We start from the raw sequence: 18,181 nt of genomic DNA on the forward strand, positions 1-18,181 counted from the left end.
TTAACCTCCCTGAGCTGAACTGAACGCTGACAGTCATTCCCGCGCTGGCAGGAATTGACCGGTTTGTGTCATTGACGCCATTTTGCGCCAATTCGACAATTTTTCCATCGCCAAATCTTCCGGGGAAAAACATGTCGAGCTTGCAAGGCCACGATGATAAGACCGCTTCCTTACCGCAGGCTTATGCCTCTGCCGTCGCCGGCCAGCGCAATGCCGCCGTGCTGGCGGTGTGCCAGGGCCTGTTCACCTGCGCCATCTCCATCGACCTCACGCTGACCGCGCTGACCGGCTGGCAGCTGGCGCCGGACAAGGCGTTGGCAACCTTGCCCTTTGCCCTCATCACCGTGGCCGGCGCGGTGGTGACCTGGTTCGCCGCCTTCCTGATCCAGCGCCTCGGCCGCCGCCTGTCTTTCGCCCTGGGCGCGGGCAGTTGCTGCGTGGGCGGGCTGGTGTCGGTGTGGTCGGTATTCAACGCGCATTTCTGGAGCTTTTGCGTCGGCACCGCAATGGTCGGGGTGTTCCAGGCCTTCGCCCAATATTACCGGCTGGCGGCGGCCGATGCGGTCGCCGAGCAATTCAAGAGCCGCGCCATCTCCACTGTGCTGGCCGGCGGCGTGATTGCAGCGATTGTCGGGCCGGCGCTGGCGTCCTGGAGCCGCGACCTGTTCCCGACGGCGCTGTTCGCCGGCGCCTATCTGGTGGTGGCTGCGATGGGCCTGTTGTCGGTGCTGGTGTTGCTGGCCTTCTATCGCGACCTCGATGCGCCGCAGGCAACGGCTGACGCCAGCGTCGCCGCGTCCCCGCCGCGTCCGCTGGGCGCCATTGCCCGCACGCCGGTGTTCATGGCCTCGGTGGCCAACAATGTGGCCGGCTCGATGGTGATGATGTTCATCATGACCGCCGCGCCGCTGGCCGCCGTGGCCTGCCACCACGGCATCGACGACGGCGCCGCCATCATCCAGTGGCACCTGGTGGGCATGTATGCGCCATCCTTCTTCGCCGGCGCGCTGATCAGGCGGATCGGCCTGGGGCCGGTGCTGCTGGCCGGCCTCGGCCTGAACCTGGGCTGCGCGCTGATCGCCATGGCCTCGCCCAGCCTGCCGGCTTTTTATGCGGCGCTGCTGTTGCTGGGCATCGGCTGGAATTTCATGTTCGTCGGCGGCACCACCTTGCTGGCGCAGTCCTATACGCCCTCCGAACGCGCCAAGACCCAGGGCTTCTCCGAGCTGCTGCGCTATGCCGCCACAGCGCTGGCCACGCTGGGCGCCGGCCCTTTGCTGGCGCGTTTCGGCTGGGAGACGCTCAATGCCGCGATCCTGCCGATCCTGCTGTTGTCCGCGCTGGCCACCGCGCGCTGGATGCTGGGGCAGCGCGCGGCCCGGGCGCAGGCTGCGGGGAGCATGGGATAACATGGCTGCCATGGTCCACTATCCGAATCATTCCGACCCGGGGCGCGACGCATGAACCCGCAACGATCCCCGGCCAGGGCGGCGCGCCGCATCGTGCTGCTGGCCTATGACGGCATGAACCTGCTCGACCTGTCGGGTCCGCTGCAGGTGTTCGCCACCACCAACCGGTTGCAGGGGGAGGCGTCAGGGCCGCAGGCTCTCCCGCCGTACCAGCTGCATGTGGCGTCGGCGCATGGGGGCAGCATTCTCACCAACGCCGGGCTGCCGGTGGCGACCGAGTCGCTGGCCGCGCTGGACATGCTGCTGGACGCTTCACAGGAGGGACGGGCGCAGGACGAAGCGGCCATCCATACCCTGATCTCGCCCGGCGGCAGCGTGGGCGACAGTTTTACTCTCGACCAGGCGCTGGTGCGGTGGATACGCCGTCGTGCGCCGCAGGCGCAGCGGGTGTGCTCGGTCTGTACCGGCGCCTTCCACCTGGCCGAGGCGGGCGTGCTGGATGGCTTGCGCGTGACCACGCACTGGGACTGGGCCGACGAGCTGCGGCGCCACTATCCGCAACTGCAGGTGGAGGCCGACCCCATCTTCATCCGCCAGGGCCGGATCTGGACCTCGGCCGGCGTGACTGCGGGCATCGACCTGGCGTTGGCGCTGGTGGAGCAAGACCTCGGTCACAAGGCGGCGATCGCCACTGCGCGCCAGCTGGTGATGTTCATCAAGCGTCCGGGCGGGCAGTCTCAGTTCAGTACGCCGCTGGCGTCGCAGAGCGCCGGCGCAGGCCGCTTCGCAGAACTGCACGCCTGGATTGCCGCCAATCTGGGAGAAGACCTCCGCGTGGAAAGCCTGGCGCGCCGCGTCAACATGAGCCCGCGCAGCTTCGCCCGCCTGTACGTGGCCGAGACCGGACGTACCCCGGCACGCACGGTCGAGCTGATGCGGCTGGAAGCGGCGCGGCGCGCCCTGGAGGAAACCTCATTGCCCTTGAAGCGCATCGCCAGCGCCGCCGGCTATGGAGAAGAACAAAACCTGCGCCGCGTATTCCAGCGCCAGCTGGGCGTCAGTCCGGCGCAATATCGCGAGCGCTTTTCGGCGCATTGAAGCGGTGCGCCCGAGCCGTCAGGCGCGCAGCGCCTGATCCAGCGACTTCAATTCCGCCAGCGAATCCAGCCACCACGACAGCGCAGGCCCGGCCTTGTGATCCGGCTTGTAGACGCACTGCACCGGCAGGTCCGAGCCCTGCGGCGGATGGTGGGTGGTGGAGATGGTGACCAGCCGGCCGGCCTCGAGATCGTCCTTCACCACGTGCAGCGGCATGTTGCCCCAACCCATGCCGGCGCGCAGCAGCGCGTGCTTGGTGCCGAGGTCGCTCATGCGCCAGGTCAGGCGCGAATGCACCGAGAAGTCCTGGCGCGCCGTCAGCTCGCTGCGGTCCGACAGCACCAGCTGCGTCTGCTGCGACAGCAGTTTTTCCGATACCCGACCCTTGACCTTGGCCAGCGCGTGATGCGGCGCCACCACCGCCACCAGCCGTACGCTTGGCAGCGAAATGCGCAACAGGTTGGGCGGCGTGGTCGGCAGCGTGCCGAGGATGCCGAGCATGGCGCGCCCGTCCAGCACGCGCTCGGCCACTGCGCCCAGCGCCTCGATTTCCAGCCGTACCGTGACCGCCGGGAAGGCGTCGCGAAAGCGCTGCAGCAGATCCACCAGGCAGCCGGTAGGGAAGAACACGTCCACCGCCAGCGCCACCTCCAGCTCTTGCCCCTTGGCGTAGGAGTTGGCCCGCACCTGCAGCGAATCCACATGGTCCAGCACCTGGCGTGCGTCGGCCAGCAGCGCCATGCCCGGGTCGGTCAGTTGCGGCCGGTAACCGCTGCGGTCGAACAGCAGCACGCCCAGTTGGTCTTCCAGCGCGGCGATGGCATAGCTCACGGCCGATTGCGCGCGCGTGAGCTTGCGGGCGGCGGCCAGGAAGCTGCCGCTGTCGGCGACCTGGACGAAGACGCGGAGCTGGTCCAGCGAGAGGCGTTCGATATTCATGGCGGGCTGATCCAAACACTATCTAATAATCAGATATTGATTATAAAAAGATAATCAGTTTTTTGTCTCGACGATTTTGCCTATTCTGTCGTCACTGGCTCAGCGAAATGCGCAAACGACATCAGCAAAACAGCAAAAGCCGGCGCAGTTGAACACAGGCAATACAAAAGCGGCAGTACAAGACAAATCGAAGGAACACTTCATACCCACTTACGAAAGAGAGAGGCACATCATGATCACCAACACCAATATCTTCCGCATCGGCCGCGTCCTGCTGGCGTCGCTGTTCGTCATTTCCGGCATCTTCAAGGTCATCGGCTTTGCCGGCACCGTCGGTTACTTTGACAGCCTGGGCCTGCCGGCGCCTACCGTCGCGGTGCTGGTCACCATCCTGGTGGAAGTCGGCGGCGGCCTGCTGCTGATGACCGGTCGCGGCGTCAAGCCGGTGGCGCTGATCATCGCGCTGTTCACGGTCGGCGCGACGTTGTCGGCCCACCACTTCTGGACCCTGGACGGCGCCGCCGCGCAAGCGCAGCTGACCCACTTCCTGAAGAACGTGTCGATCATCGGCGCCTTGCTGCTGGTGTCGGCCATCGACGCCGAAGCCGAGCCGGAACAACGCCGTTGATCCTCGCTGTGCAATAACGATATCGAATCACCCCCGGGCCCGCTCCCACAAGGAGCGGGCCAAACCAAGGAGATAAGCATGAGCACCACCTACACCCGCCAGATCGAACGCCTGGTCAACGGCATCCCCACCCAGGATGGCGCCGGCGTCAGCCTCACCCGCGTGCTGACCCATGACCTGCAACGCCGCCTGGACCCGTTCCTGATGCTGGACGCCTTCCACTCCGACGAGCCCAGCGACTACCTGGCCGGCTTCCCCGACCATCCGCACCGCGGCTTCGAGACCGTGACCTACATGCTGGCCGGCCGCATGCGCCACCGCGACAACGCCGGCAACGAAGGCCTGCTGGAACCGGGCGGCATGCAATGGATGACCGCCGGCCGCGGCCTGGTGCACTCCGAACTGCCGGAACAGGAAAACGGCCTGATGAGCGGCTTCCAGCTGTGGGTCAACCTGGCGGGCAAGGACAAGATGACCGAGCCCGGCTACAGCGACATCCCGGCAGCCGGCATTCCGGAAACCTCGCCCCAGCCCGGCGTGAAGGCGCGCGTGCTGGCCGGCGCAGCCTTCGGCACCGCCGGCGCGATCAGCCGCGACACCACCGAGCCGCTGTACTTGGACCTGGCGCTGGAAGCCGGCGTGTCGCTGGACCTGCCGATCCCGGCCACGCACAATGCCTTCCTGTACGTGTATGAAGGCAAGCTGGCAGTGGGCGAAGGCGAGACCCATCCGGCCGACGCCGGCCGCATGGCGGTGCTGTCGAACCCGGTCGGCTCGGCGGGCGTGAAGGTGCGGGCGGAGGAGGGCAGCCGCTTCCTGCTGATCGCCGGCAAGCCCTTGAATGAGCCGATCGCCCAGTGGGGCCCGTTCGTGATGAATACCCGCGAACAGGTCGAGCAAGCCATCGACGACTTCCGCGCCGGTCGCTTTTGAGCCATAGTCCAAGCCTTACCCAGTCCAACTCAGGCGCACGTCGAACCTCGACACGACGTGCGCCGCCAGGGAGAACACCATGAGCAACATCCTTCACATGATCCACGGCCTGACGCGCGACATCGGCTTCCCGGTGCGCCGCCTGCTGCCGGCCGCAGCCGCTCGCACGGTCGGCCCGTTCGTCTTCTTCGATCACATGGGCCCGGTCGAATTTGACGCCGGCACCACCGAAGGCGACGTGCGTCCGCACCCGCACATCGGCCTGGCCACCGTGACCTATCTTTTCTCCGGCGCGATGATGCACCGCGACAGCCTGGGCGTGGTCCAGCGCATTACCCCGGGCGCGGTGAACTGGATGGCCTCCGGCCGCGGCATCGTGCACTCCGAGCGCGTCCCCGACGATATTCGCGAGCACAAGGTGCCGGTGCATGGCCTGCAAATGTGGGTGGCGCTGCCGGCCGATGAGGAGGATTGCGATCCGCTGTTCCGCCATTACGCTGCCGAAGACATGCCGACCACCGAGGTCGGTGGGGTCAAACTGCACGTGCTGGCCGGCTCCGCCTTTGGCGTGAGTTCGCCGGTGGTGACCGCCAGCCCCACGCTGTATGTGGCCGGCAGCACTGTCAACGGCGGTGAGATAGCAATCGCCGCGGACGTCGCCGAACGCGCCGTCTATGTGGTCAAGGGCGAGGTCACGCTGGACGGCGAGCGCCTGGAGGCCGGCACCCTGGCGATCCTGGCGCCGGGCGCGGCAGTAGCACTGAAGGCGGTCGGCGAGACCGTGTTCATGATCCTGGGCGGCGCGCCGCTGGATGGCCCGCGCTTCGTGTGGTGGAACTTCGTGTCCAGCTCGAAGGACAAGATCGAGGCAGCCAAGGAGGCCTGGACCAATCGTAACAAGGACGTGTTCCCCGACATCCCCGGCGAGACCGAGTGGATCCCGCTGCCGGCGCGCTGATCCGACAGCCGGTCTGCAAACGAAAACCGCCTGCCGCAGTCATTGCGGCAGGCGGTTTTTTATCGGGGCCGGTTCAGGCGGTATTCAGAGCAGGCCGATGATGCGCCCCATCTCGGTGATGTAGGGGCTGTCCTTGAGCACGGTGTTCTCGACGCTGTCGGCGGCGCGCCGCAGCGATTGCCATGAATCCTGCACCGCGCCCACCTGCGGTTGGGGCGCCGAGAGGTGTTGCTTCAGGCGGGCGATGTCTTCGTGCAGTTGCGCGGCCTCCTGGCTGCCGGCGGGCAGCTTTTGCAGCTCCAGTTCGAATTCGCCCACCATCTCCAGCAGGCGCTGGTGGTCGAAGCGGGACGTTTGCTGTTCGCTCATGTGATCTCCTTCGGTGATTGACAGGTTGTACTGTCCGGTCTTGCTGTCTTCATGATAGGCGCATTGGCGCGCAGCGGGCGCAAAAAACGGCCGGGGTTTGCCCGACGTCAAACTTGCTCCGGGTTTGTTGCCGCGCGCAAAGGGAAGTTCCTGCGCGGTGCGGGCGGCCGGCTTTGCTACACTGGCGGTTGTTTCCCTCTCTTGCAATAACCTTCCCGATTCATGACGCATACCGACGACTCCGCTCCCCACCTGGCCTGGCAATCGGACGGCGCCGCGCACACGCTGCGCTGGCACTCCGAAGCCGGCAACCCGCCGCCCAAGCGCGTGGTGGAGGCGGACGACCAGATTCCCGCCGACACCGCCTACAAGCTGGCTTGCGAAGGCACCGGCCTGCTCTGGCGCGGCGACTTCCAGAACGCCCGCCAGCTGCTGCAAGCGCTGGGACGCCGCATCGACCGCGCGCGCGAACGCGCCGACGCCAAGAAAAAGGCCGCGCCCAAGTCCGAGGCCGTACAGCCGGGCCATGCTTTTCACCAACACCGCCAGGTCCAGGCGCAGCGCGCGCGCATCCTCGGCATGCTGCTGATTCCCGTCGAGCCCGGTTTCGTCATCCCCTTGCGCCGCGCGCCCGAGGTGCAGGCCGCGTGCCGCGAGGCCTACGGCGAGCCGCTGGCCGGCGAATCTTTTGCCGTCTCGCTGCGTGAACTGCAGGGGCTGATCGGCGCGCACGAGTGGCGCAAGAAGGGCGTGGCGATCGCGGCGCTGGACGGCGCCATCCATCCCTACTACGGCGTGTTTTCGCCGGTGCGCGGCGAGTACGTCGACCTGGTCGCGCAGGCGCCGCTGCCCTCGACCGAGCTGGCGTTCGACATCGGCGTGGGCACCGGCGTGCTGTCGGCGGTGCTGGCGCGGCGCGGCGTGCGCAAGGTGGTGGCCACCGACATGGACGAGCGCGCGCTGGCTTGCGCCCGCGAGAACCTGCAAGGCCTGGGCGTGCTGCCGCAGGTCGAGCTGCAGAAGGCCGATCTTTTTCCCGAAGGGCGTGCGTCGCTGATCGTGTGCAATCCGCCGTGGCTGCCGGCGCGGCCCAGCTCGCCCATCGAGCATGCCGTCTACGACCCCGACAGCCGCATGCTGCTGGGATTCCTCAAGGGCCTGGGCGCGCATCTGGCGCCGGGCGGCGAGGGCTGGCTGATCATGTCCGATTTCGCCGAGCAGCTGGGTTTGCGCGCGCCGGGCATGCTGACCGAGGCGATTGCCGCAGCCGGGCTGGAAGTGGCCGCGCGTCACGATATCAAGCCGCGCCACGGCAAGGCCGTCGACCGCGACGACCCGCTGCACGCGGCGCGCAGCAAGGAGACCACCACCCTGTGGCGACTCAAGGTCCGCACCTGAAGCGCCAGATAGAACGGAGCCCGCCATGAACATCCGCGTCAACCCGATCATCCCGCGCCTGGCCGCTGCTGCGCTGGCCTGCGCCGCGGCGCTGCCGGCCGTCGCGCAAGTCACCACGCGCGACCTCGGCGGCAGCTACGGCACGCACAACAACCGCGTGCCCGTTCCGGTACCGGTGCCTGTGCCCGACACGCTGAACCGCAACGCCCAGCCGAGCGAACCGATCACGACCTCCGGCAACAGCTGCACCTGCCAGGTAGTCGACAACGGCGGCGGCGCCTGCATGATCTTCCTGCGCACCAATTCGGCCGACTGGATCATGAAGAACGCGCCGCAGACCGCGCTGCGCTCCTCGGCCGGCGGGCGTTATTACGATGCGCCGTTCCCGCTGGCGGCGAGCGCCTGCGCCGGCCGCAAGGTGGCTCCGGGCGGCGTGAAGGTGCATTGGCTGGATCGCAAGAGCGCGATCCTGGAGTGGAAGTAAATTTCGCGCGAGTTCGCTGCGCGATCAGCCGCTGCGCGCCGCATAGCCGCGCGCCAGCTGCAGGAAGTTCTGCTGCGTCGGCTCCACCGGCACGCCGCGGCACACCAGGTTGATCGGCGCCAGCAGCGCCGGCCTGGCGTCCTTCACCCGGCAATAGACCACGCTCTCGCGGTGGAAGCTCTTCATCGACGCCGGCACCACCGATATCCCCACGCCCGCGGCCACCAGGCTGATGTTGGTCAGCATACGGTCGATTTCCAGCGCGATCTTCGGCGTGAAGCCGGCGTTCTCGCAGGCCGCGATCAGGTTGGAATACATGCCCGGCGCGCCATGCCGGCGCACCAGGATAAACTCTTCTTCGGCCAGCGCTTTGAGTGAAATCGGCGGCATGTCGTCGGCAGTTGTGGTCACGGCGCGCCGAGATCGCTTTGGCGTATCGGCCAGTAGCGCATGGCCGACCGGCAGGATCAGCAGCATTTCTTCCTCCACCAACGCGTGGAAGGCGATGCCTTGCGGTTGCGCCACCGGCTGGCGCAGGAAGCCGATGTCCACCTTGCCATGCATCACGTCCTCGGTCAGTTCGGCGGCGTTGGCCTCGGTCAGGGCCATGTGCACGCCGGGGTAGGCTTCGCGATAGGCGCGGATGATGCCTGGAATGAGGGGATGCGCGGCCGCCGAGCTGGTGAAGCCGATCGAGATGGTGCCGGCGAAACCCTGCGCCGCGCGCGCCGCCTTTTGCGAGGCCAGCTCGACGTTGCGCAGGATGGACTTGGCCTCTTCCAGGAACACCTTGCCGCCGGCGGTGAGGTCGGCGCCCTTGGGATGGCGGCGGAACAGTTCGAAGCCCAGTTCCTGTTCCAGCAGGCGGATCTGGTGCGACAGCGGCGGCTGTTGCATGCCCAGGCGCTCGGCGGCGCGGGTAAAGTGCTGTTCCTCGGCGACGACCAGGAAATAGCGGAGATGGCGCAGCTCCATGATGTTTGTCTCTATATTTTGTTTATCTTTGGATGCAATTTTCCATACATTTTACAGATGCCGGGCGCGGCCGGCATCTGCGGCAATGACGGATATCCCTTAGGGTGCGCCGCGCGCTTCGCCGGTAAACTCCGAGGGTATAAAAACAGACGAGCATCGGCGCCTTCCGCGTCGGCAAAATAAACAAGGACACAGGGAGACAGCGCCGACCCCGGCGCGGCACGATGGCGCTCAGAATTTTCAGCAACGCACTGGTGCAGATGGCGTTGGCGATCACCGCCGGGATCCTGCTCGGCCAATGGCAGCCGGATCTGGCGGTGCAGATGAAGCCCTTGTCGGACGGTTTCGTCAAACTGATCGGCATGCTGATCGGCGTGCTGATGTTCCTGCTGGTGGTGTCCGGCATCGCCGGCATGCAGGGCAGGGCGCAGACTGCCAAGGTGGGCGCCAAGGCGGTGCTGTATTTCGAGGCCATGGCGGTGCTCTCGCTTTCCGTCGGCATCCTGGCCGGCATGCTGCTGCAACCGGGCGGCGGATTTCATCTTGACCTCTCGGCCACGGCGGCGGATGGCGCCGGCGGCACAGGCCAGCTGGTGTCCGGCTACCTCCGGCGCGCCGAGGATTTCCGCCTCGACCAGTTCATGCTGAGCCTGATCCCGGACAGCTTCGCCGGCGCCTTCGTCCACAACAACAGCCTGCAGATCCTGCTGGTGGCGGTGTTCTTCGGCGTCGCGCTGGGCAAGCTGTCGGCGCACGGCGCATACGGCGCGCGCTGTACGCAGTTGCGCGATTTCATCGAGGCCTTGCTGGGCGTGCTGTTCGGCATGGTCAACCTGATCCTGAAGCTGGCGCCGCTGGCCGCCTTCGGCGCTATGGCCTTCACCATCGGCCGCTACGGCCTGGCGTCCATCCTGCCGCTGCTGCGTTTCGTCGGCGCAATCTACCTGGCCAGCATCTTCTTCGTGGTGGTGGCGATGGGGCTGGTCGCCCGCGCCATGGGCCTGAACCTGTTCCGGCTGATTGCCTATGTGCGTGACGAGCTGCTGCTGGTGGTGTTCACCGCTTCGTCGGTGGCAGCCTTGCCGGGGCTGATCGGCAAGATGGAAAAGCTGGGCTGCTCGCGCAACGTGGTGCGCCTGGTGCTGCCGGCCGGCTACAGCTTCAACCTGTCCGGCACCAATCTCTATCTGGCGCTGGCGACGCTGTTCCTGGCCCAGGCCTCGGGCGTGCATCTGGGCGGCTGGCAGCTGCTGACGCTGCTGGCCATCGCCATGCTGACCTCCAAGGGGGCCACCAGCGTCACCGGTTCCGGCTTCATCGCACTGGCCGCCACGCTGACTGCGCTGCAACTGGTGCCGGTAGGCGGCATCGTGTTGTTGCTGGGGGTGGAGCGGCTGATGAAATGCCGCTCGCTGACCAACGTCATCGGCAATTGCCTGGCGTGCGTGGTGATTGCGGTGTGGGAAGGTGAGTTTGACCGCGCCGCGATGCGGCGGGAGTTGTCGGGCGAAGCTTGATGAGGCCGGCGCCGGCCGCCTCCGTGGAGACGGCCGGCGCGCGGCTGGATGGCGTCAAGCCGGCCTGCAAAGACGCGTCAGAACAGATGTTGCCAGCTTTCCTGTTTGTCTTCGCGGGTGTTGACTTCGATCATGACGCCTTCCGGCGTGCGGCAGAAGAAACGTGAGCCGCGCGAATTGTTGAATACCTCGGTCTCCATGTGCACCCCCGCTTCGCGGAAGGCACGGTGCAGCGCCTGCACTTCCCGCAGGCTGGCCATCTCAAAACCGAAGTGGAAATTGACGGGCCAGCCGGGGGCGTCGTCGATGCGGTCGAGCACGATATCGAAGCCGTCGCGCTTCAACAGGATGTGCTCGCCGGCAGCGACGATCTCGCAGCCGAAATGTTGCTGGAAGAAGCGCGCAGTCGCGGCCGGGTCTTTGGTGGGGAGGCTGAGGTGGTTCAGCGTTCCGGTGCATGGTGTGTCAATCATCATGGTTCTTTCAATAAGCAATAAAGGCGGGCATCAGGCGGGATTGAGCGCCGCGAACATGGCGTCGTAGTTGCCGTTGCGTTCGGCCTGGCGACGGGGAAGGTCGCGTTCCAGCAGGACTTCGCCGCGCGGCGTGCGGCCTTGCTCCAGCAGTCGGAATACCTCGGCGATGTAATCGGCTAACGGCATGGCGCGCGGATCGTCAAGCTGCTGCGCGCCGGTGAGCGCGGTCTGCACGTAGGGCGGCGATAGTTCCAGCACTTCGAGCCCGGCATGCCGCATCTGGTGCCGCAGCGATTGCAGCCAGGAGTGCAGGAAGGCCTTGCTCGCGCAGTAGGTCGGAAAATCCGCGCGCGGTACAAAGGCCAGCGCGGAGCCGGTCGCCAGGAAGGTGGAGCGCGGCTTGTCCTTGATCAGCGGCAGGACGGCCGCCGCTATCCGCAGCACGCCGAGGATGTTGGTCTGGACGACGGCTTCGGCGTCGTCCATGTTCCAGTCGCCGGCGTTCATGTCCTCGCTGCGCGAGACGCCGGCGTTGGCGATCAGCACGTTGAGATGAGGGAAGTGCGCATGCAGGTAAGTCCGCGCCCGCGCGACCGATGCTGGATCGTTGACGTCCAGCGGCAGGGCGGTGATGGACGGCCTGGCTGCCGTGATGTCGTCCAGCATGGACTGGCGGCGGCCGGCCACGATGACTTGGTTGCCGCGGTCATGCAGCGCTTCGGCCAGCGCGCGTCCGATACCGCTGGTGCCGCCGGTGACGAGGATGGTGTTGCCTGTGAGTTTCATGGGAATGCCTTTGGGTTGGAGTGAAGCCGAAAACCCGACCGGCAGGAGGCTGCGCCCGGCGCTTCGCTTGTTTCGTTTCCTGGGGTAATGACGAGCAGGAACAGTCCTGTCCGCAGCAGCGGCGAAAACAAGTCTTGACGTGGGAAAGTCCCGAACAGGCGTGAGCCCGGGACGGCAGAACATGCGGTCATCGAACGGCGTCGTTGGTCATCGGGAACTGCCCTGCTGGGCTCCTCCCGAATTGGACGCGTTGGATGACGGTAACGCCTACGGCAGCTTGGGGAAAGCTGCGGGACGAAGTCTAGCCGAGCCCGCCCCGCGCGGTCAAGCGGGCTGTCGCGCCGCTTCCACGGCGCTTTTTACCCGCGCCAGGGTGGATCTGGGCACGCGCTGTCAGACCGGTTCCTGTAGCGGCGGGAAATCCAGCACCACCACAAAATGGCCTTGCGCCGTATGTTCGAAACGCATGCCGCCGGCATGCGCGCGCATCACTTCTTCCACGATGGACAAGCCCAGGCTGGCGCCCATGCGGCCTTCGCCGCGCGGCGCGAATGGCTTGCGCAGGCGCTCCCAGTCGGCCGCGGGGATGCCGTTGCCGTCGTCAATGAAGGCCAGTTCATAGCGCTCATGGCGCGCCTCCAGGCGCACGTGCAGCAGGCCGGGGGCGCCGTATTGCAGGGCGTTGTTGAGGATGTTCTTGACCGCCTCGGCCAGACTGATGGCGTCGCCGCGGATGAGGCAGGGCGTCTGCGGGGTATCCAGCGCCAAGTCGTCGGGCGTGCGTTCGCGGTTGGACAGCACGTCGGTCATCTGCGCGCGCACCAGCTCTCCCAGATCGATGCGTTCGTGCAGGCTGCTGTCACTGCGATGCTGGACCATCGCGTGGTTGATCAGCTGGTTCACCAGCGCGCCCAGGCTGCGGGTGCGCTCGCGCAGCTGGTCCAGATGGCGCTGGCGCTTGTCGTCGCTGGTTTGCGCCTCCAGCAGTTCCATCTGCGAGACCAGTGCGGTGACCGGCGTGCGCAGCTGGTGCGCGGCGTCGCCGATCACGCGGCGCATGGTGGCGCGGTGCACCGCCAGGCGCTGCATGAAGGCATTGATGGCCGACACCAGCGCATGCGTCTCGGCCGGCACGGTGAGGGCCAGCGGGGAGAGGTCGTTGAGATCGCGCTCGCGGATTGCCGCCTCGATGCGCTTCAACGGCGCCAGCGCCTGGTACAGCGTGAACATGGCCGCCACCAGCGTCAGCACGCTCATGACCACGATCAGCAGCAGCGCCTTGGTGCCCAGGCTCTGGGCGAAGGACGTACGGGCGTTGTTGGTCTGGGCCAGCACGATCACCGCCCACGGATGCGGCCCGGCTACCGGCATGCGGCGCCCGATGACGGCCATGCGCACCGGCGTGCCGAGGTATTCGCCGTCGCGCAGCAGCGGGCCTTGCTCCAGCTCGTTCCAGGGGATCTCGGGGCGGAATTCGCCGTCGCCGGCGATCACCCGGCCCTGGGTATCAAACACCGCGTAGATGGCATGGTCGCCGGTGCCCAGCATGGACAGCGCCGCCAGCGGCACGTCGACGTTGACGGCGCCGTTCTCGTACCAGGTGTTCTCGGCGATTTGCAGCGCGCTGCCGGAGAGGATGCGGTCATAGGCGTCCTTGGCGGCCATCTGGGTCGAGATCCAGATCGCCACCAGCAGCACCGCGGCGCTCACGGTCAGCACCGCGCCCATGCGCGTGACCAGGCGGATGTAGAGCGAGCGTCCGGAGACGACGTGCTGGCTGCGCTGCATCAGTGCAGGGCGCCGCCGGCGTTGGCGGCCGACGGCGCATGCAGCACCAGCTGGTAGCCCAGACCACGCAGCGTGCGGATCTCGAAGGCGGCGCCGGTCAGCTTCTTGCGCAGGCGCGCCACGTACTGCTCTACCGTATTGGCGTTGGGCGTGTCGTCCACCGTGAAGAGGCGGTCCATCAGTTCTTCCTTGTTGAAGATGCGGCCCGGCCGGGCGGCGATGATCTCCAGCAGCGTCACCTCGCGCCGGGTCAGCTCGATCGGCGCGCCGTCCAGCGTGGCGCTGCGGCTCTTGCGGTCAATGCTGACGTTGGCGCAGTGGATCAGGTTGGTGGATTCGCCGCCGCTGCGGCGCAGCAACACGCGGATGCGGGCGTCCAGCTCGCGAAAGTCGAAGGGCTTGATCAGATAGTCGTCGGCGCCCAGGTCCAGCGCACGCACGCGTTCCTCGATCTCGGCGCAGGCCGTCAGCATCAGCACCGGGGTGTGCTGGCCGCGTCCGCGCAGCTGCTCCAGCAGCGAAAAGCCGTCCTGCTGCGGCAGCATCACGTCCAGGATCAGCAGGTCGTAGGCCTCGGCCATGCGACGTCCGGCGGCGGCGCCGTTGCTTTCCCATTCCACGGTATGACCGATGCGGGCGAGGTGGGAGACGATGGCCTCGGCCACGTCGGGGGTGTCTTCGACCAGCAGGATGCGCATGGTTCTCTCCGGTTATTGTGCAGTGCTGCAGCTGTTGGCGCTGCTTGGGCAGGGCTGAATTGTATGCCCGCCGGGCTCGAAAAAGTGGCGGAAACTGCGGGAAGTCAGGAATTAGTCAGGTTCGTTACAGCTTCAGGCCCTAGCATCCGCTTCAACTACTAAAACCACATTGGAGACTTGCATGCGCAACAATGCCCATGACGGCGTGGATCCCTCGCGCCCGCTGCTGGAAATCGACCGCGTCACCCTGCAATACAAGACCAGCGATTCGCTGGTGACCGCCACCCAGAGCGTCAGCTTCAACGTCCACCCGGGTGACCGTTACATCCTGCTCGGCCCGTCGGGTTGCGGCAAGTCCACGCTGTTGAAGGCCATCGGCGGCTACCTGCAGCCGACCTCCGGCGCGATCCGCCTGAAGGGCCGCGAGGTGCACGAGCCGGGCCCGGATCGCATGATGGTGTTCCAGGAGTTCGACCAGCTGCTGCCGTGGAAGACGGTGCGCCAGAACGTCGAGTTCGCGCTCAACGCCAGCGGCCGCCTGCAGGGCAAAGATGCCGCCGCGCGCGCCGAGTACTACATCGAAAAGGTGGGCCTGGCCAAGTTCATCGACAGCTATCCGCACATGCTCTCGGGCGGCATGAAGCAGCGCGTCTCGATCGCGCGCGGCATGGCCATGGAGCCGGACGTGCTGCTGATGGACGAACCCTTCGCCGCGCTGGACGCGCTGACCCGCCGCAAGATGCAGGACGAGCTGCTGCGCCTGTGGGACGACACCCAGTTCACCGTGCTGTTCGTGACGCACTCGATCGAAGAGGCGATCCGCGTCGGCACCCGCATCCTGCTGCTCACGCCGCACCCGGGCCAGGTGCGCGCCGAACTCAACAGCATCCCGTCGGAGCTGATGGGCACCGCCGCCCAGGCCGAGCTGGAAACCCGCATCAACGACATGCTGTTCGCGCACCATTGAGCGCGCGCTGACAAAAGCAACACGGAGACTTACATGAACAAGAACCTGCCCTTCGTCCGCCCGGAAATCGTGGTGGAGCCCAACCTCAACGCCACCGCCGAAGTCCAGCGCCCACTGTCGGCCTTCGAGTCGCTGTACCGCATGGGCTGGCTGCGCAAGACCGTGATCCTCCTGGTGCTGGCGGCGATCTGGGAAGTCTACGGTCGCTGGCTGGACAACGCGCTGCTGTTCCCCAGCTTCAGCGAGACGGTGCATGCCTTCTTCTCGGGCCTGGCCAGCGGCGTGCTGATCGAGCGCGCGGCGGTGTCGATGCAGACGCTCTTGGTGGGCTACGGCCTGGGCATCCTGCTGGCCGGGCTGCTGACCACGGTGGCTATCAGCTCGCGCATCGGCAACGACCTGCTGGAAACCCTGACCTCAATGTTCAACCCGCTGCCCGCCATCGCCTTGCTGCCGCTGGCGCTGATCTGGTTCGGCCTGGGCACCGGCAGCATCATCTTCGTGCTGGTGCACTCGGTGCTGTGGGCGGTGGCGCTGAACACCCACGGCGGTTTCCGCGCGGTGTCCAACACCCTGCGCATGGTGGGCCAGAACTACGGCCTGCGCCGCTTCTCGCTGGTCAAATCGATCCTGATCCCGGCCGCCTTCCCGAGCATCCTGACCGGCCTGAAGGTGGGCTGGGCCTTCGCCTGGCGTACCCTGATCGCGGCCGAGCTGGTGTTCGGCGTGTCCTCCGGCGCCGGCGGCCTGGGTTGGTACATCTTTGAAAACCGCAACCAGCTGGAGACCGCCAACGTGTTCTCAGGCCTGTTCTTCGTGATCATCATCGGCCTGGTGGTCGAGAACCTGATCTTCGCCCAGATTGAAAAGCGCACCATCCGCCGCTGGGGCATGCAGCACTGATTCCTACAAGACCGATAAACTGACGACCGCAAAGGAGACAAACACAATGAAACGCCGCACTTTTTCCAGCATGATGATCGCCGCCGCGCTGGCGCTGTCCACCGCCTCCGGGGCTGCCCGCGCCGAGGCGCAGGTGGTGCGCATCTCGCACGGCTACGGCCTGCTGTACCTGCCGCTGATGGTGATCCGCGACCAAGGCCTGGTGGAGAAGCACGCCAAGGCGCTCGGCCTGGGCGACGTCAAGACCAACTGGGTGCTGCTCGACGGCGGCAACGTCATCAACGACGCCATGCTGGCCGGCAACCTGGACATCGCCGGCACCGGCGCGCCGGGCTTCGTGACGCTGTGGTCCAAGGCGCGCGGCATTCCGCGTTCGGAAGTGGTGGGCCTGGGCGCGCTGTCGACCTCGCCGCTGTGGCTGAACACCAATAATCCCAAGGTGAAGTCGCTGAAGGACTTCACCGCCAAGGACAAGATCGCCATTCCCGGCATCAAGACCTCGCTCTCGGCGGTGCTGCTGCAGATGGCCGCCGCCAAGACCTTCGGCATCGAGAACTACGCCAAGATGGACCCGATGACCGTCGGCCTGTCGCACCCGGAGGCGATGGGCTCGCTGTTGTCCGGCAAGACCGAGATCACCGCGCACTTCACCTCGCCGCCGTTCTCCTACCAGGAGGCCAAGCAGCCCAACATCACCCGTGTGCTGAACACCTCCGACGTGCTGGGCCACATCACCATGGACGTGGTGTTCGCCCTGAAGTCCTTCACCGAGAAGAACCCCAAGCTGACCCAGGCCTTCATGGCCGCGCAGGAAGAGGCCAACGCCTATATCGCCAAGAACCGCAAGGGCGCGGCCGAGACCTTCCTGCGCGTGTCGAAGATGAAGCTGCCGCAGGAGGAGGTCGAGCAGATGCTGGCTGACCCCGGCACCGAGTTCTCGACCACCCCGGTGGACGTGATGCAATACGTGCTCTTCATGAGCAAGGCCGGCACCATCAAGACCAAGCCGGCGGTGTGGAGCGACATGTTCGTGCCCGCCTTCAAGGACCGCAAGGGAAGCTGATGTGCAATTGATGTGCAGCTGATGTGCAATAAAGCGGCGGCGTCCTGCAAACGGGCGTCGCCGCTGTCGTATGATGGCGGCTTGTTTCCCGCCGTCGCCTCCTTGGCGCAGCCCTCCTGATGAGCAACGAGCACGCCGTGCACTGGGTCGTCGATGAAGACCGCATCTTCACCGACATGCCCGACAATCCCTGCACCGCCTGCGGCGCCTGCTGCGCGATCTTTCGCGTGTCCTTCTATTGCGGGGAGCTGACCGGCGGCTCCGGCGGCGTGGTGCCGGCCGAACTGGCCAGCAAGGTCAACGACACGATGGCCTGCATGAAGGGCACCGAGCAGGGGCACGGGCGCTGCATTGCGCTGGTCGGCGAGCTGGGACAACGCGGCATCGGCTGCTCAATTTATCAGAACCGGCCCAGCACCTGCCGCGAATTCTCGGCATGGGATGCCGATGGCCAGCCCAACGCCACCTGCGCGCGGCTGCGCGCCGGTCTGGGGCTTGCGCCGCTGGCGCCGGTCGCACCGGCGCTTGTCTCAGGGTAGTGCCGGCGGGGTCGGCCCGGAATGGGACAACCAACCAGGCGCGGCAAGCGGCTGGATGCAAAAGAAAAAGGCTGTACGTCGTACAGCCTTTTTTTCGTCCCTATATTTTTTATTGTATTTTTTGAAACATTTTTCTAAACTGTTTTGAGACTTTTCTCATATAAACACGAGATGCAAATCGGCAAACTGACGTCACTGCATCAAGCAAACCAGCAAGCCAACGGCGCGATGCACATGCAACCCTCATTCACCT

General features: G+C 66.0%; 19 protein-coding genes. 12 read left to right on the top strand and 7 right to left on the bottom strand.

The genetic code is table 11. The annotated features are described in order from the left end of the window. The first annotated feature begins 131 nt into the window (after positions 1-131). Together J8I26_RS20775 and J8I26_RS20780 are read left to right on the top strand one after the other, a co-directional pair. On the top strand, positions 132-1,409 hold the full coding sequence (locus tag J8I26_RS20775; protein ID WP_209609017.1) for an MFS transporter: 1,278 nt from the start codon (positions 132-134) through the stop codon (positions 1,407-1,409). A 51-nt stretch (positions 1,410-1,460) separates the two neighbouring features. Continuing rightward, positions 1,461-2,507, top strand: a complete 1,047-nt coding sequence (locus J8I26_RS20780) for a GlxA family transcriptional regulator (RefSeq protein ID WP_209609018.1) — start codon at positions 1,461-1,463, stop codon at positions 2,505-2,507. A gap of 18 nt (positions 2,508-2,525) precedes the next feature. On the opposite strand, the gene J8I26_RS20785 is transcribed toward J8I26_RS20780, so the two are convergent. Then, a complete protein-coding gene (locus J8I26_RS20785; RefSeq protein WP_209609019.1) occupies positions 2,526-3,446 on the bottom strand; it encodes a LysR family transcriptional regulator in 921 nt (306 codons plus the stop codon). A 232-nt stretch (positions 3,447-3,678) separates the two neighbouring features. On the opposite strand from J8I26_RS20785, the gene J8I26_RS20790 reads away from it, so the two are divergent. The 3 genes from J8I26_RS20790 to J8I26_RS20800 all read left to right on the top strand — a co-directional run bounded on the left by J8I26_RS20790 (position 3,679) and on the right by J8I26_RS20800 (position 5,965). Next, entirely contained in the window at positions 3,679-4,074 is a 396-nt protein-coding gene (locus J8I26_RS20790; RefSeq protein WP_209609020.1) for a DoxX family protein, read from the top strand. Between the two features lie 78 nt (positions 4,075-4,152). Next, positions 4,153-5,007: a pirin family protein gene (locus J8I26_RS20795; protein WP_209609021.1), complete on the top strand. Its 855-nt coding sequence runs from the start codon at positions 4,153-4,155 to the stop codon at positions 5,005-5,007. A 79-nt stretch (positions 5,008-5,086) separates the two neighbouring features. Further along, the gene (locus tag J8I26_RS20800) at positions 5,087-5,965 is read left to right on the top strand and encodes a pirin family protein (protein ID WP_209609022.1); all 879 of its coding nucleotides are present in this window, start codon (positions 5,087-5,089) and stop codon (positions 5,963-5,965) included. Positions 5,966-6,049: 84 nt separating this feature from the next. Here the strand turns inward: J8I26_RS20800 and J8I26_RS20805 are convergent, their stop codons facing one another. Beyond that, on the bottom strand, positions 6,050-6,334 hold the full coding sequence (locus tag J8I26_RS20805) for a hypothetical protein (RefSeq protein ID WP_209609023.1): 285 nt from the start codon (positions 6,332-6,334) through the stop codon (positions 6,050-6,052). Between the two features lie 222 nt (positions 6,335-6,556). Here J8I26_RS20805 and J8I26_RS20810 point away from each other — a divergent pair, with 222 nt between their 5' ends. Together J8I26_RS20810 and J8I26_RS20815 are read left to right on the top strand one after the other, a co-directional pair. Beyond that, a complete protein-coding gene (locus tag J8I26_RS20810) occupies positions 6,557-7,732 on the top strand; it encodes a class I SAM-dependent methyltransferase (protein ID WP_209609024.1) in 1,176 nt (391 codons plus the stop codon). 25 nt (positions 7,733-7,757) lie between these two features. Further along, complete coding sequence (locus J8I26_RS20815; RefSeq protein ID WP_209609025.1) at positions 7,758-8,216, top strand: hypothetical protein; 459 nt, start codon at positions 7,758-7,760, stop codon at positions 8,214-8,216. A gap of 24 nt (positions 8,217-8,240) precedes the next feature. Here the strand turns inward: J8I26_RS20815 and J8I26_RS20820 are convergent, their stop codons facing one another. Continuing rightward, positions 8,241-9,191 (bottom strand): LysR family transcriptional regulator, encoded by a 951-nt coding sequence (locus J8I26_RS20820; RefSeq protein WP_209609026.1) that lies wholly within the window; start codon positions 9,189-9,191, stop codon positions 8,241-8,243. A 224-nt stretch (positions 9,192-9,415) separates the two neighbouring features. Here J8I26_RS20820 and J8I26_RS20825 point away from each other — a divergent pair, with 224 nt between their 5' ends. Next, positions 9,416-10,708 carry a cation:dicarboxylase symporter family transporter gene (locus tag J8I26_RS20825; RefSeq protein ID WP_245200437.1) on the top strand — a complete coding sequence of 431 codons (1,293 nt, stop codon included), beginning with the start codon at positions 9,416-9,418 and terminating at the stop codon, positions 10,706-10,708. Between the two features lie 77 nt (positions 10,709-10,785). On the opposite strand, the gene J8I26_RS20830 is transcribed toward J8I26_RS20825, so the two are convergent. The 4 genes from J8I26_RS20830 to J8I26_RS20845 form a co-directional block, all read right to left on the bottom strand. Continuing rightward, on the bottom strand, positions 10,786-11,181 hold the full coding sequence (locus J8I26_RS20830; protein ID WP_209609038.1) for a VOC family protein: 396 nt from the start codon (positions 11,179-11,181) through the stop codon (positions 10,786-10,788). Between the two features lie 33 nt (positions 11,182-11,214). Beyond that, positions 11,215-11,970, bottom strand: coding sequence for an SDR family NAD(P)-dependent oxidoreductase (locus J8I26_RS20835; protein ID WP_209609027.1), 756 nt, complete (start codon positions 11,968-11,970; stop codon positions 11,215-11,217). A gap of 393 nt (positions 11,971-12,363) precedes the next feature. After that, positions 12,364-13,761, bottom strand: coding sequence for a sensor histidine kinase N-terminal domain-containing protein (locus tag J8I26_RS20840; RefSeq protein WP_209609039.1), 1,398 nt, complete (start codon positions 13,759-13,761; stop codon positions 12,364-12,366). After that, entirely contained in the window at positions 13,758-14,456 is a 699-nt protein-coding gene (locus J8I26_RS20845) for a response regulator transcription factor (RefSeq protein WP_209609028.1), read from the bottom strand. Before J8I26_RS20845 ends, J8I26_RS20840 begins: the two co-directional genes overlap by 4 nt. A gap of 181 nt (positions 14,457-14,637) precedes the next feature. Between J8I26_RS20845 and J8I26_RS20850 the strand changes: the two genes are divergently transcribed. The 4 genes from J8I26_RS20850 to J8I26_RS20865 all read left to right on the top strand — a co-directional run bounded on the left by J8I26_RS20850 (position 14,638) and on the right by J8I26_RS20865 (position 17,928). Further along, positions 14,638-15,423 carry an ABC transporter ATP-binding protein gene (locus tag J8I26_RS20850; protein ID WP_209609029.1) on the top strand — a complete coding sequence of 262 codons (786 nt, stop codon included), beginning with the start codon at positions 14,638-14,640 and terminating at the stop codon, positions 15,421-15,423. Positions 15,424-15,456: 33 nt separating this feature from the next. Next, positions 15,457-16,326: an ABC transporter permease gene (locus tag J8I26_RS20855; protein ID WP_209609030.1), complete on the top strand. Its 870-nt coding sequence runs from the start codon at positions 15,457-15,459 to the stop codon at positions 16,324-16,326. 46 nt (positions 16,327-16,372) lie between these two features. Further along, on the top strand, positions 16,373-17,389 hold the full coding sequence (locus J8I26_RS20860) for an ABC transporter substrate-binding protein (protein ID WP_209609031.1): 1,017 nt from the start codon (positions 16,373-16,375) through the stop codon (positions 17,387-17,389). Positions 17,390-17,565: 176 nt separating this feature from the next. Then, entirely contained in the window at positions 17,566-17,928 is a 363-nt protein-coding gene (locus J8I26_RS20865; RefSeq protein WP_245200441.1) for a YkgJ family cysteine cluster protein, read from the top strand. The last annotated feature ends 253 nt before the right edge of the window (positions 17,929-18,181 follow it).

This window comes from Herbaspirillum sp. LeCh32-8 (genome assembly GCF_017814915.1).
Taxonomy (GTDB): domain Bacteria; phylum Pseudomonadota; class Gammaproteobacteria; order Burkholderiales; family Burkholderiaceae_D; genus Herbaspirillum.

Coding starts and splice junctions, on each gene's coding strand:
- J8I26_RS20775 (WP_209609017.1), top strand. CDS start 132: ATGTCGAGCTTGCAAGGCCACGATGATAAGACCGCTTCCTTACCGCAG.
- J8I26_RS20780 (WP_209609018.1), top strand. CDS start 1,461: ATGAACCCGCAACGATCCCCGGCCAGGGCGGCGCGCCGCATCGTGCTG.
- J8I26_RS20785 (WP_209609019.1), bottom strand. CDS start 3,446: ATGAATATCGAACGCCTCTCGCTGGACCAGCTCCGCGTCTTCGTCCAG.
- J8I26_RS20790 (WP_209609020.1), top strand. CDS start 3,679: ATGATCACCAACACCAATATCTTCCGCATCGGCCGCGTCCTGCTGGCG.
- J8I26_RS20795 (WP_209609021.1), top strand. CDS start 4,153: ATGAGCACCACCTACACCCGCCAGATCGAACGCCTGGTCAACGGCATC.
- J8I26_RS20800 (WP_209609022.1), top strand. CDS start 5,087: ATGAGCAACATCCTTCACATGATCCACGGCCTGACGCGCGACATCGGC.
- J8I26_RS20805 (WP_209609023.1), bottom strand. CDS start 6,334: ATGAGCGAACAGCAAACGTCCCGCTTCGACCACCAGCGCCTGCTGGAG.
- J8I26_RS20810 (WP_209609024.1), top strand. CDS start 6,557: ATGACGCATACCGACGACTCCGCTCCCCACCTGGCCTGGCAATCGGAC.
- J8I26_RS20815 (WP_209609025.1), top strand. CDS start 7,758: ATGAACATCCGCGTCAACCCGATCATCCCGCGCCTGGCCGCTGCTGCG.
- J8I26_RS20820 (WP_209609026.1), bottom strand. CDS start 9,191: ATGGAGCTGCGCCATCTCCGCTATTTCCTGGTCGTCGCCGAGGAACAG.
- J8I26_RS20825 (WP_245200437.1), top strand. CDS start 9,416: ATGGCGCTCAGAATTTTCAGCAACGCACTGGTGCAGATGGCGTTGGCG.
- J8I26_RS20830 (WP_209609038.1), bottom strand. CDS start 11,181: ATGATTGACACACCATGCACCGGAACGCTGAACCACCTCAGCCTCCCC.
- J8I26_RS20835 (WP_209609027.1), bottom strand. CDS start 11,970: ATGAAACTCACAGGCAACACCATCCTCGTCACCGGCGGCACCAGCGGT.
- J8I26_RS20845 (WP_209609028.1), bottom strand. CDS start 14,456: ATGCGCATCCTGCTGGTCGAAGACACCCCCGACGTGGCCGAGGCCATC.
- J8I26_RS20850 (WP_209609029.1), top strand. CDS start 14,638: ATGCGCAACAATGCCCATGACGGCGTGGATCCCTCGCGCCCGCTGCTG.
- J8I26_RS20855 (WP_209609030.1), top strand. CDS start 15,457: ATGAACAAGAACCTGCCCTTCGTCCGCCCGGAAATCGTGGTGGAGCCC.
- J8I26_RS20860 (WP_209609031.1), top strand. CDS start 16,373: ATGAAACGCCGCACTTTTTCCAGCATGATGATCGCCGCCGCGCTGGCG.
- J8I26_RS20865 (WP_245200441.1), top strand. CDS start 17,566: ATGCCCGACAATCCCTGCACCGCCTGCGGCGCCTGCTGCGCGATCTTT.